Source organism: Lysinibacillus sp. NPDC093712, assembly GCF_050280025.1.
Taxonomy (GTDB): Bacteria; Bacillota; Bacilli; order Bacillales_A; family Planococcaceae; genus Lysinibacillus.
Window position 1 is genome coordinate 77,186 of the sequence record NZ_JBNNUU010000005.1, and the last position, 13,238, is coordinate 90,423.

Below are 13,238 nucleotides of genomic sequence, written 5' to 3' on the forward strand. Positions count from 1 at the left end.
AAGTAACTGCTATTGCTATTCAATCGTTTCGTATGCCATTTTACGAATAACTGTCTCATGTTGCGGGTAATCAGCTAAAAGTTCATCTTGTGTAAATAGCTCAAAGTCCTCAAAATCAAACCCTGGTGCTACCATACAGCCTACTAAACTAAATGTATTCGCATCATCAACGGAAGATCCAAAAATCGTACCTTTTGGCACTGCCACTTGAGGAACCTCACCCGCTTCTAAATTTAACCCTAACTTTTTCCTCTCATATGTACCATCAGGGTAAATCATATGCACAGTTAATGGGCTACCAGCGTGATAATACCAAAGTTCATCTGATTTTAAACGATGCAAATGGGAAATATCCTGAGATTGTAATAAAAAATAAATGCTTGTATAAATTGGTCTTGTTACATCTCTTACAGCTATCTCCTCTGTTGAACGAAACGAAGAAATATAGTATCCTCCCTCGGGATGTTGATCTAACGCTAATTTTTCAATAAAATATTGTGCAGAATATTGCATCTAACTTCACTCCTTTTTTCCACCTTACCAAAAAGTAAAGGTCAAACGCTACTTCCATCTACCATCCCTTCACTTTACAACATAAAAAGAGGTATCCCGAATAAATCCGAGACACCCCCATTATTACAAGCCGCCTAAATAAGCTGCTTTTACTTGTTCACTCTCTTGCAGTTCTTTTGCAGTTCCCGCTAACACTATACGTCCTGTTTCAAGTACATATGCGCGGTCAGCTACCGATAATGCCATATTAGCATTTTGCTCTACTAGCAATACGGTTGTACCTTCTTTATTGACCTTTTCAATAATATTGAAGATATTTTTTACCATAAGTGGTGCAAGCCCCATTGATGGCTCATCCATTAATAATAGCTTTGGTTTTGCCATTAAAGCACGACCCATTGCGAGCATTTGCTGCTCACCACCAGATAATGTGCCAGACTGTTGTTTACGACGCTCCAGTAGACGAGGGAATAACTCAAAGACATGATCCATGTCTTTCTTTATACCCGCCTTATCATTACGAAGATATGCTCCGAGCTCTAGGTTTTCCTCTACTGACATATTAGCGAATACACGGCGACCTTCAGGGACATGTGAAATACCTGATTTTACGATTGTTTGCGCAGCCTTACCTGCAATCGAGAAGCCTTCATATTCGATAATGCCCCCTTTAGGTTTTTGCAATCCTGACAAGGTTTTTAATAATGTACTTTTACCAGCTCCATTTGCACCGATTAATGTAACAATTTCTCCCTCGTTTACTTCTAAAGAGACGCCTTTTAATGCTTGAATATTTCCATAGAATACATCAATATTTTGTACTTTTAGCATTAGCTGATAACCTCCTCACCAAGGTAAGCTTCAATTACCTTTGGATTGTTGCGAATTTCCTCTGGTGTCCCATCAGCGATTAATTGCCCGTGATCCAGTACGTAAATACGTTCACAAATTCCCATTACTAAGCTCATATCGTGCTCAATTAGCAGAATCGTTAAACCGAACTCTTTACGAATAAACGCTATTAACTCCATTAAGTCATGTGTTTCTTGTGGGTTCATCCCTGCTGCTGGCTCATCCAGTAATAAGAGTTTTGGATTTGCAGCTAATGCACGCGCTATTTCCAGACGGCGTTGCATCCCGTAAGGTAAGTTTTTTGCCAGTTCGTTCTTATAAATATCTAAGCCAAATATTTTTAAGAATTCTGTTGATTGCTGTTCCATTGCTTCTTCACCTTTAAAGTGACTAGGTAAACGGAAAATAGATGACCACATTGAATGTTTAGCTAGTGAATGGTTCGCTACTTTTACATTATCCAAAACAGATAATTCTTTAAATAAACGGATATTTTGGAACGTACGGCTAATGCCCTTTTGCGTTACTTGATATGGTGCAAGCCCATTGATCTTTAAACCATCGAAAGTTATTGTTCCTTCAGTCGGTGTATACACCCCTGTTAGCATGTTAAAGCTTGTAGTTTTACCTGCACCATTTGGTCCGATTAGACCGACTAATTCACCTTGATTTAGGTACATATTAACGCCCTGTACCGCCTTTAAACCACCGAATTGAATGCCCATATTTTCTACTTTGATAAGAAGGTTTCCAGTCATTATTTTGTACCTCCTTTTTTACCAAACTTAAATAAGTGTGTAATTTCTTTTGTACCCATTAAACCAGTCGGACGATATAGCATTACAATGATTAATACTAAGCTGTAAATAATCATTCGTGTTTCTGGGAAGTTCGCTAGGTAAGTTGATATCAACGTTAAAAATACTGCGGCGATAACAGAACCTGAAAGACTTCCTAGCCCACCTAGAACGACGTATATTAAAATATCAAATGATTTTAAGAAACCAAATGTTGTTGGCTGAATAATGTAGAAGTTATGTGCAAAAATGGCCCCTGCAAGACCGGCAAAGAAAGATCCAATCGCGAATGCTACAACTTTATAGTAAGTTGTATTAATACCCATCGCATCCGCAGCAATTTCATCTTCTCGAATGGAAATACAAGCACGTCCATGACGAGAATTTGTAAAGTTAGAAATCACTAAAATAGTTAATACAACACCAATGAATGCATATGTCCAGTTCGATAAATATTTAACCTGCATCCCTGCTGCTCCACCAACATAATCCGTATTTAAAAAGACGATACGAATAATCTCAGCAAAACCAAGTGTTGCAATGGCTAAATAATCCCCTTTTAAACGTAGCGTTGGAATACCTACGATCAAACCAGCTACTGCTGCAGCAAGCGCTCCTAACAAAATGGCTAACGGGAACGGAAGCATTAGTTTTGTTGTAATAATAGCTGAAATATAAGCACCAACTGCAAGGAAACCAGCATGCCCAATAGAGAATTGGCCAGTAACCCCGATAACGATGTGCAAGCTGACAGCTAGCATGATGTTAATACACATTGTGATTAACATATTTTTGTAATACAAGTCAATTATTTCTGTTGTAATAAGTGCCTGAATAACTACATAGATGACTAGCGCTAATACGGCGTAGCCCCAGAAAACTTTAGACTTCTTCATCATTACCGCTCACCTACACTTTCTCGCGGGCGTTTTTACCAAAGATACCCGATGGTCTGAAAATCAAAATTAAAATTAAAATGACAAATGCCGCTGCATCGCGCCATAAAGAGAATCCGAGTGCACTTACCATTGATTCCACGACACCTAATAGCATACCGCCAACCATTGCACCTGGAATAATACCAATACCACCAAGAACCGCAGCGATGAACGCTTTAACCCCTGGAATAACACCCATTAACGGGTCAATTTTCGTATAATACACACCGAAGATAACACCCGCAGCACCGGCTAAAGCAGAACCTATTGCAAATGTTGCTGAAATTGTATTATCTACGTTAATGCCCATTAGGCGCGCTGCATCTGCATCATGTGAAACTGCACGCATCGCCTTCCCAATTTTAGTTTTATGTACGATGAATTGTAATAGGATCATCAGTACGATAGCGACAGATAAAATTAAAATAGACGTACTGCTTATTTGAACACCGAACACATCGAATGTTCTATTTTTAATAACTTCAGGGTATGCAGCTGGCTGCGCTCCTCTGAAGAAAATTGTCGTATATTCGATTAATAGCGACACACCGATTGCTGTAATTAAAGCCGCAATACGCGTTGCATTTCGTAATCGCTTATATGCAATTCGTTCGATTAACACACCGAAGATTGCACAAACTGCCATTGCTAATAATAATGCTGGTAAGAAGCCCAGCTCCCATTTAGCAATTGCGTAAAAGCCAATAAATGCCCCAATCATGAAAACATCACCGTGGGCAAAGTTAATAAGCTTAATAATACCGTATACCATCGTATACCCTAACGCTATTAACGCGTAGATACTACCTAGTGAAACACCATTCACAAGCTGCTGTATCCATTCCATGAGCGTTCACTCCTTTGTTTTTTTTGAGGAATGCAAAAATGGGACCTATTTCTACATAGTTGAATCGAATGCAGAAAAACTCGTGTCCCTCATAAAAAGTTATTTCCGACTCCTTATGCTAGAATCTATGCTTTTTTTTATTAGTCTAGTTGTCTGTTAAAAAATAAAAGAGAAGGCAGGTTGCCCGCCTCCCCCTTGCTTTTTTAAAAAAAATTAAGGATTTACTTTAGAGTTGAACACTTGTTTACCGTCTTTAAATTCAAGAACCGTTGCTGTTTTAATTGGGTTATGGTTTTTGTCAACTGAGAAAGTACCTGTTACTAAAGAAAGATCTTTTGTTTCAGCTAATGCATTTTTAATTGCTTCGCCGTCTGTAGAGCCTGCACGTTTGATAGCATCTGCAATGTAGTAAATTGAATCATAGCCAAGTGCGTTAAATGCATCCGGTGCTTTATCGCCATTCGCTGCTTTAAATGATTTTACAAAGTCTTGAATTTTTTGATCTGGGTCTTCTGCAGAGTAGTGGTTTGTAATGAACGTATTATTCAGTGCATCTGCTCCGGCTAAATCAATTAAAGTTGGAGAATCCCAACCGTCTGCTCCCATAAGTGGAACTGTAATACCCATTTCACGCGCCTGTTTTACAATCAGACCAACTTCTTCATAGTATCCAGGAATAAAGATGAAGTCTGGATTCGCTGATTTAATATTCGTTAATTGTGTACGGAAGTCTGTATCCTTCGCTACATAAGCTTCCTCTTTTACAACTTTCCCACCGCTTTTAGAGATTGTATCTTTAAATGATTTTGCTAAACCTTTTGCATAATCAGATGCATTATCTCCAAAGATAGCTACGTTTTTCGCACCTAGTTCACCTGATGCAAAGTTTGCAGCCACAATCCCTTGGAATGGATCAATGAAACAAGTACGGAAAGCATATTCATTAACGCTGCCATCATCATTTACTGTAATGTTTGGAGCTGTACCTGAACCAGTAACAATCGGAATTTTGTTGTCATTTGCAATTTGAACCGTTGCAACAGTATTACCAGAAGTTGCAGGAGCTAGCATCGCTACTACTTTATCTTGCGTTGCTAGTTTAATAGCTGCTGCAGTTGCCTCTGAGTTTTCTGATTTGTTATCTACTTTAATAAGTTCAATCTTCTTGCCATCAATACCGCCTGCATCATTAATCTCTTTAACAGCTAATTCTGCACCTAAGCCAATTGATGAACCGTATGAAGCTACGTTACCTGAAAGCTCTAGGTTTGCACCGATTTTAATTGTATCTCCATCTTTTGAGCCACCACCAGATGATGAGCCACCACCTGAACTTGTATTACTATCTCCAGCGCCGCAACCTGCAAGTACGCCTGCAAGTAGTGAAGAAGCTACTAGAAGTGAACCGAACTTTTTAAGCTTATTGTACTCTCTCATAATTAAATTCCCCCTGAAAATTCTCAAATGTTAGATATTTCTGATAATTATAAACAATCTTTCGCTAATGCTCAATAGCAAAAATAATTATTTATAACTATCTATTTTTGAAACAAAATAATATTCATTTAAGCCTTTTACATTGTAAAACATTCTTTATATTTAGTCTAGAGTGATTTTTCAGTATAATTAGTTATTTGTGAATTATCTATCAATTAGCACTGAATTAATAGAAAGCTATTAAGCAAAATTTTCTGTCACTATAAAACTAACATCCATTTTGCGAAAATTGCTTTCTTTTTAATTCTTAGCTATTTTTTCTTTTTAAGAGTATACCTATCAATGCCCCGTACACAATATGACCAATAAGCCACCAACTCAAAGCGAAATAATCCGTTATAATCGGTGTCCGTTTTGAGAAAATTGTTGTAGAGAACAACATACAGCCTATAAAAACTTGTATAAAGACACTATTTCTTATTAACACAGAATTATTCCACTTATACTTATTACGAATCGCGCATAATACGGCTGTTATTAACCACGATATAATGAGATGAAAAACGAATTCTATTACTTCAGGAAATCGAAAATTCTTTAAAATCGGTATATAATCAACGTTTAATAGTAATGTATATACACGGCTGCCTGTTAGATTTTCAACAACTTTGAAGAAAGCCCCAAATATACAACCTGCAACAAAGGACGCTATTATTACTTGACGATTGATGAGTATTTTCATGTGCTCCTCCTTGCTTCAATCTAAATAAATCCATAAAAGGATGATTCAATATGAATAAAAAAATAATTGTGCTATTCCGCAATGATTTACGTCTAGATGATCACCCCGCTCTATGGCATGCAGCCAATACAGGTGCCATCTTACCCCTATATATTCAAAATGACCAATTGCCAGAGCAAGAATCAGCTCAACATTTTTGGACGTACTATTCGCTTCAAAATCTCCAAATTACATTTAGTAACTATGACATGCAGCTTATTTTACGAAAAGGCGATGTCATTTCACAAGTACTTCAATTGGCATTAGATACGCAGGCTGACGCTGTTTATTTTAACGAACGTTTTAGTCAAACTGAGCGTTCCGAAGATGATCGTTTAGCCAATATATTACGTGCAAATGATATTGAAGTAAAAGCGTTTTATGGTGATACGTTATTTGACGTGACTTCCATTCAAAATCAGCAAAACAAACCATATGCTATCTTCACTTCCTTTTATAAACGCTGTTTACAGGAGCTGGCACGTAAACCACTTGGACGTCCTGCTAACATGCAAGCTTTTCCTGTGAACGTATCATCTCTAGCATTAGAACAATTGCAGCTACTGAATGGTAACTGGTATAACAAGTTTCATAATTATTGGCGGCCTGGGATGGATGGCGCATTAGACCAATGGGAGCTTTTCATAGAGGGAGGTTTATATGACTACAAGGACAAGCGAGATTACCTAACCAAGGAAACAATTTCTAAAATGTCTCCATTTATTGCAGCGGGTAATATTAGTATTCGTTTTCTGTGGACTACTTGTCAGGAGTTAATAGAAGTTGAGGATAACGCTGCGTTCGGTCAACAAGTCGAAAGTTTTTTAAGACAACTAATATGGCGAGAGTTTTCAATCTATCAGCTGTTGTCCTATCCTTCATTTTCTACCCTCTCTTTACGCAGTAATTTTCAGCATTTTGAATGGGAGCCTAATTGTCTTCATCTGGATGCTTGGAGAAAAGGGCAAACAGGCTATCCGTTAGTTGATGCTGGTATGCGTGAGCTTTGGGAAACTGGCTATATGCATAATCGAGTAAGAATGGTTGTTGCGTCATTTCTAGTAAAACATTTACTACAGCCTTGGCAGGAAGGCTATTCATGGTTTGAGCATACGCTACTGGACTTTAATGCAGCAAATAATGCTATGGGCTGGCAGTGGGTAAGCGGCACGGGTATCGATTCCGCACCTTATTTCCGTATCTTTAATCCTTCCTTACAGGGTGAGAAATTCGATGTAGATGGTACATATATAAAAAAATGGGTACCAGAATTAGCACACCTACCATCAAAATATATAAACGCTCCGCATACAGCTCCCGCTGCTATCTTAGAGCAGGCTAGTATCACATTAGGTGACACCTATCCGCTGCCAATCGTTGACCATAAAACGGCCAGAGCCCGTGCATTGGAACGGTACAACGCCATAAAAAAAGCTTAGAGCCACTGGTGCTCTAAGCTTCGAATTAAAGCCAATAAAAATAAACAATAAACATCATTTGCACCAGCCAACGGGCGGTTCGAGTTAATTGGAGTGGAAGGCTCGACACTCCTGTAGGAATAGCACGAGTGGAAATCAACCCCACTAAAGTTACGCCTTATTTAATGCAAAAACACAAAGACGTTCATTAATATTTGTTTCATTTTCTAGATGTACCTCATGTTTTAATTCAAAAGGTGTACCATGATGTAAAAACTGCAAATAATCATATGGTGGGTAATATAAAATAATGTGAATATCACGCATATTTTGCTCAAAAGACTCCCATATATTATGAATGACAATTCGGAAGATATTAATGGAGAACGGATTAAAAAAGAAAAAAACATTATCACACGGCTTTATTTTGTAGTTTTCTGCAATAGTATGAACAAAAGAAATGGCACCTTGTGAACCATTTTTTCGACAGTAGCTCTCCTTATTATGCTCTGCCTCTGCATAAAAGCCAGCGTCCATTTCTATTCCAATTGCCGGAGTGTGAAATTTATGATGAATATAAATAGGGACCCTTCCTTTTCCACAGCCCATATCAATAAATACTGGATTTTCAGGCAAATCATATTGTGTAAATAATTGTTCCAATCCAGCGTAGGGAGTTGGCTCATAACGATGGTAATGAGCTAGTTTAGGAAATCCATATTGTTCTCCGATTGTATTAATGTGCAAAAGTTTATCAAACTGTTGTTCATTCATTTATTTAGATACTCCTCGAAAAAAAAGAATGCTTTATTTTAGCATGAAAAAAAGCAAACACCATATCCAAAAGATTGTCTACAATCCTTTTTTCTTTAACCATCGTTGATTAAATTGTTTGAGTGCCTGGCACTTTTTCACGGATACCTAGCATCATATAAGTTCCTAAATCGTAAAAATCCACTGCTTTTTGCGGGCACTCGGTAAGCCGTAACCCTCGCTCTCGTGCGGTTTGTTATGGCTTACATTAAGTGTGTTCCCACAGGATTCTGTGTGGATTTTTAATAGCACATGCGTGTCTGGCACTAAAATGGCATCAAGAGTAAGCCTCTTGATGCCATTTTTGACACTCTGACCATATTAAAACGTTTGAATATGGTGTATTTTTAACGTCCTCTACGATTAAATCTAAAAACAAAGAGGAGTGCAGCCACTAAAAATGAAAACGTTGCGGTAGCTGTTAGCACTGTACTTTTATCGATTGTTGCTTCTTGCGTAGCCTGTCCATTACCTTGGTTAGGTCCCCCATTTCCATCAGGACGTTGCATAGGACCACCTTTATCTCCTCCGCCTTGCTCATTGCCCATGCCGCCCTCAGGCATTTGTGATGGGTCGAAGTCTGCTGGTAATTGGCTTGGATCAAAATCGTCAGGCATTTGCATTTCATTTCCATTTGCCTCATTATTTGTGTCACCATTTGGCATACCCCTGTTATCTTGGGCAGTCGCACTTGTTTCTACAACTAATTCACCCGACAGTTGTTTTAAGATCGATGCAGAACGTTGTTTAGCAAATTCAGGTAGACTGTTGTCCCCTGCCACACCTTCTAAAAACTCCTCTGTTGTATAAAATTTTGTAGGATCTGCTTCTTCATAGCTTGTTAATAGCATCGCTAAGTTGTTCGTAATCGACTGTATATAATCTTCTGTTAAATAAGTTGTTGCGAGTTGCTCTAAATAACTTTCATACTTAGCGCGATATGTTTCATTGGACAGTAGCGCATTTAAAAGTGGGCGCTCTTCTAAGGTTGTCCCAGATACAGGTGTAGTTATGCTAAAGTTTATTGCACTATCTGCCATAAGATTACTAGACATACCACCGCCCATGTCGAAGTTCCCTTTATTGCGATTGGCGTTTGGTTGCCCATCTTGTGTCTGCTCGTCGTTTGACTGACCATCTTGTGATTGTTCGCCATTTGGTTGACCACCTTGTGGCTGCTCACCGTTCGGTTGACCACCTTGTGGTTGCTCTCCATTTGGTTGACCACTTTGTGGCTGCTCACCGTTCGATTGACCACCTTGTAGTTGCTCTCCATTTGGCTGACCACCTTGTGGTTGCTCTCCATTTGGTTGTCCTTCTTGTGGTTGTTTCATAGCTGGTGTGTCTGCGTTTTCCTCCGTCTGTCCTTCTGCAGGTAATTCATTATTCGCATTTCCCCGCATTTGATTTGGATTACCGCCGCCCATTCCACCACCGCCAGCACCAAAGCCGCCGAATGACATATTATAATCCCACGGTATTATAGAGAATACGCCATTATTTTCATACAAATAATAGTTGTGTTTCATATTCCCTTGGTAACTATCTAGATTTACTAGCGCTGTATTAACAGCAAAGTAGCGCAGCATTTCATCGACATCAATATACTTCTCAATATCTCCGCCGTTATTTATCGCATCTAACATTTCTGTTAGCTTCGAGTTTTCAACATTGTCTTCATTTGTTTTTAAACCAATTCCAGTATAGTCGGCAATATTATCGCTAATATATTTTAAATCACTACCTGTACCATCTGGTTTAAATAAAAATCCGTCATTGGAACTGTAATTATTCGCTAAAAAAGTTTCATCGACCGCTTCTACTCCTAAATATAAGCCACGTTCTTCGCCATTCACCGTAACATACATATAAGAATGGGCAGGTGTCGGTAAGCCCATTTTTTCCATGAGCTCATATGAAATATATTCTCGCATTAAAGTTGAATCACTGTAATTATTGTTTAAATTTAATTTTTTTAAGCCGTATAAGCTTTGATTATCATCGTAATAGTCAAAATCCACTTTCAAGCTATAACGATCGGAGTCGCTATTGACAACAGAACGTAACGATAAATTTCCTTTTGTACGAATCGCTACATTTTCTATTGTCTTGCCGTTTATTGTAATATTGGCCTGCTTTAGCTCCTCATCAGCAGCGTTTTCCAGCATGTCCTCCCAGTCCTCTTGAGGTATTTCAATATCAACCGTTGTTACTTTGCTTTTATTGAACACAAGCGTCTCATAGGAATATTCCGTATTTTTCGTTTCAATGCCTAAGTTTGGAAGCACAGCAACCATCACGCCAAAGAGTAGGAGGAGAATCGCCATACTGGTATAGACAATTCGATTTTTAATCATTGACTGCACCTCTCTTGCTCGTAGTTAGAAAACTATCATTCACTTTCATTACGCTGTAAAGTTACCATCGTAGCTAAGCATAATTGCTGATTTTACACCAGGTACTTTTGTTAAATTGTCCATAAATTTTGCATCATTTTGTTTCACGCGAATTTCATATGTTGTTTCGATTTCATCATTTTGAATAATTGATTTTGATTTTAACGCGTACTTTTTAGACTGTGCAGCAATGATACGCTCCACTTCTTCACAAGCTAAATCTTCTTCAAATTTCACAATTAATAAGTAAGGATTTTCAATCGTAATTTTATTCACTAATACTAGTAGAACTAGACCAATCAATATTGCGCCAATAATAACAAGTGGAATGAATCCTGCCCCACAAAGAATACCTGACACTATTGCCCAGAAAATATACACTAAATCCATTGGATCTTTAATAGGTGTACGGAAACGAACAATTGATAATGCACCTACCATACCAAGTGACAACAAGACGTTTGAACTAATACCCATAATAACGAGCGATGTTGCCATAGTCATAATGAGCAACGATATATTAAACGAGTGCGAATAAATAACACCATTAAAGGTTTTCTTATATACAGCGTAAATAAATAGCCCAACAAAGAAAGCAACAACTAGTCCAATGATTGAATCTGTTAATGAAAATGATGTTGTTTTCTCTAGAAAATTTGATTTAAAAATATCACTAAAATTCATATTATCCATTTTTCATTTCTCCTTTTTATACATGCATACGGCTAAGCTGGTATTTTGAATATGCTTCAGCACGTGTATCCACTGATTGTAGTAAATATTTAATAATGTCTGGCAAGTACTCATCATATTTCACTTCTAATATGACAAGGTTCGGTTCTAGCACATCTACCATAGGCAGATTTCTACTGAACATATCTGTATTGCGAAGGCTTGACTGCACCTTACTATCGAATGTTATACGTACATTGCCAAAGGGATAAATGTACGCCTCTCGCTCATAATCGACAACCGTCGTCGGCTTAATTTGGTGAAATTTCATCTCATGAAATAATTCTCGTATTAAAACACGGTCATCATTTTCCATCCATGCAATTTCACCGGTACGCATTTTTTCGTACTCCGTCTGTGAGATTACACACTTCGTTTTAAACGTTAAATTATTGCGCTTACTTTTACGCTCTAAATTCACCAAAGCCGCGGATTTCCCATAAATACGTACTCGGTATTTATCTCGATTAATAAACCCTTCTTTTTTTTCATTCAAAACTTTGTTAGCAAAATTATCGAAGTATGTGCTTCGAATTAAATATTTTCCATCCGGACCTGCATTGTGATCTAGCTTCATCAAATGCTGGATTTTGCTTTTCAAAAGTGCGTAGTCCGGATATGAGATAGCCTGTTTAATTTCCTTCCGACCATTCGGGTTAAATGATGTCAGTTTAGGCATGATATTTTCTCCTTCCTACTATTTCTTTACAATCTTGTATTGCTCTTGTTTTTCAGTTAGCCAAGTCATATATTCTTCATTGATACGTGATTCCAATACTGTTTCATAAACTTCATCTTTGACATCTTCAAATACCGCTTCTTCTGCAGGCACTTTATCTGTCACTTTAATGATGTGATAGCCTTCTGCTGATTGCACCACACTACTAACGGCCCCTTTTTCCAGAGCAAATGCAGCCTCTTCGAACTGCTCATCCATCTGACCGCGACTAATATAGCCTAAATCGCCACCATCTTCACTTGTATCTGTATCTGTTGAATAGGCTTTCGCTAGCTCAGCAAAGTCCTCACCAGCTTTTATCTTCGCTTCAACCTCTTTTGCAGTTGCTTCATCTTCAAGGAAAATATGGCTAGCTACTACTTGTTCCTGTTGACCGTAGTCGTCCTTGTTTTCCTCGAAGTATTGCGTTAATTCCTCATCCGAAATATCAACGCTTGCCGCAATAACATCTTTCGTCAGCTGATACATACGAATATTTTCCTTAACACTTTCCTTTGTTAAACCATTTGCATCGAGTGCCTCTTGTAAAGAATCCTCTCCGCCATAAGATTCTACAAGCTCATCATATTCCGCTTGAATGGCGTCATCCGATACGGTAATGCCCTCTTTTGTCGCCTCAAGCTCGACAATTTTATTGTTTATGAGTGTGTCTAACACGTCTGCGCCATATTGATCGCGCAATGCCTCATCTAGCTCTGTCTGGAGAATCTTCTCACCGTCCACCGTTGCCACATAATCGCTACTCTCTCCACATCCAGTTAATAGCATTGCTAATGCAACGGGAACAGCAAATATCTTGATAAACCTTGAATTTATAGTCATTCTCTATAACATCCTTTCGTTTATTTTCTCGTTTACATTGATTACTATAAAGTGCTTATGTGTCAGTCAGATGTCAGCTTTACAATTCCTTCAAAAATTTTTACATTTCCATTAGCGAATCTTTATAATAGCTTTACAAATCCCCTTCTTCTC

The 13,238-nt window shown here is 38.1% G+C and carries 13 protein-coding genes; 1 reads left to right on the forward strand and 12 read right to left on the reverse strand.

The genetic code is table 11. The features are described from left to right. Window positions 1-15: 15 nt before the first annotated feature. From ACQKNX_RS18340 to ACQKNX_RS18370, 7 genes are all read right to left on the reverse strand, one after another. The gene (locus tag ACQKNX_RS18340) at window positions 16-513 is read right to left on the reverse strand and encodes a cupin domain-containing protein (protein WP_427430086.1); all 498 of its coding nucleotides are present in this window, start codon (window positions 511-513) and stop codon (window positions 16-18) included. Window positions 514-636: 123 nt separating this feature from the next. Next, a complete protein-coding gene (locus tag ACQKNX_RS18345; protein WP_402891102.1) occupies window positions 637-1,344 on the reverse strand; it encodes an ABC transporter ATP-binding protein in 708 nt (235 codons plus the stop codon). Further along, entirely contained in the window at window positions 1,344-2,123 is a 780-nt protein-coding gene (locus tag ACQKNX_RS18350) for an ABC transporter ATP-binding protein (protein ID WP_340821698.1), read from the reverse strand. The genes ACQKNX_RS18345 and ACQKNX_RS18350 overlap by 1 nt, the downstream gene beginning before the upstream one ends. Further along, a complete protein-coding gene (locus tag ACQKNX_RS18355; protein WP_340826395.1) occupies window positions 2,123-3,058 on the reverse strand; it encodes a branched-chain amino acid ABC transporter permease in 936 nt (311 codons plus the stop codon). Before ACQKNX_RS18355 ends, ACQKNX_RS18350 begins: the two co-directional genes overlap by 1 nt. Before the next feature lie 13 nt (window positions 3,059-3,071). Then, the gene (locus ACQKNX_RS18360) at window positions 3,072-3,947 is read right to left on the reverse strand and encodes a branched-chain amino acid ABC transporter permease (RefSeq protein WP_340821697.1); all 876 of its coding nucleotides are present in this window, start codon (window positions 3,945-3,947) and stop codon (window positions 3,072-3,074) included. A 213-nt stretch (window positions 3,948-4,160) separates the two neighbouring features. Beyond that, window positions 4,161-5,384, reverse strand: a complete 1,224-nt coding sequence (locus ACQKNX_RS18365) for an ABC transporter substrate-binding protein (RefSeq protein WP_427430087.1) — start codon at window positions 5,382-5,384, stop codon at window positions 4,161-4,163. A gap of 307 nt (window positions 5,385-5,691) precedes the next feature. Continuing rightward, window positions 5,692-6,126, reverse strand: coding sequence for a hypothetical protein (locus tag ACQKNX_RS18370; protein WP_427430088.1), 435 nt, complete (start codon window positions 6,124-6,126; stop codon window positions 5,692-5,694). A 50-nt stretch (window positions 6,127-6,176) separates the two neighbouring features. Here ACQKNX_RS18370 and ACQKNX_RS18375 point away from each other — a divergent pair, with 50 nt between their 5' ends. Continuing rightward, window positions 6,177-7,604: a cryptochrome/photolyase family protein gene (locus ACQKNX_RS18375; protein ID WP_427430089.1), complete on the forward strand. Its 1,428-nt coding sequence runs from the start codon at window positions 6,177-6,179 to the stop codon at window positions 7,602-7,604. A gap of 150 nt (window positions 7,605-7,754) precedes the next feature. Here the strand turns inward: ACQKNX_RS18375 and ACQKNX_RS18380 are convergent, their stop codons facing one another. The 5 genes from ACQKNX_RS18380 to ACQKNX_RS18400 form a co-directional block, all read right to left on the reverse strand. After that, on the reverse strand, window positions 7,755-8,357 hold the full coding sequence (locus tag ACQKNX_RS18380) for a class I SAM-dependent methyltransferase (protein WP_427430090.1): 603 nt from the start codon (window positions 8,355-8,357) through the stop codon (window positions 7,755-7,757). A 386-nt stretch (window positions 8,358-8,743) separates the two neighbouring features. After that, window positions 8,744-10,753 (reverse strand): CotH kinase family protein, encoded by a 2,010-nt coding sequence (locus tag ACQKNX_RS18385; protein ID WP_427430092.1) that lies wholly within the window; start codon window positions 10,751-10,753, stop codon window positions 8,744-8,746. A gap of 48 nt (window positions 10,754-10,801) precedes the next feature. Beyond that, window positions 10,802-11,485: a DUF4956 domain-containing protein gene (locus tag ACQKNX_RS18390; RefSeq protein WP_173479225.1), complete on the reverse strand. Its 684-nt coding sequence runs from the start codon at window positions 11,483-11,485 to the stop codon at window positions 10,802-10,804. 16 nt (window positions 11,486-11,501) lie between these two features. Next, window positions 11,502-12,203, reverse strand: coding sequence for a polyphosphate polymerase domain-containing protein (locus tag ACQKNX_RS18395; RefSeq protein ID WP_427430093.1), 702 nt, complete (start codon window positions 12,201-12,203; stop codon window positions 11,502-11,504). Between the two features lie 18 nt (window positions 12,204-12,221). Further along, window positions 12,222-13,085 (reverse strand): peptidylprolyl isomerase, encoded by an 864-nt coding sequence (locus ACQKNX_RS18400; protein WP_427430094.1) that lies wholly within the window; start codon window positions 13,083-13,085, stop codon window positions 12,222-12,224. Window positions 13,086-13,238 lie beyond the last annotated feature (153 nt).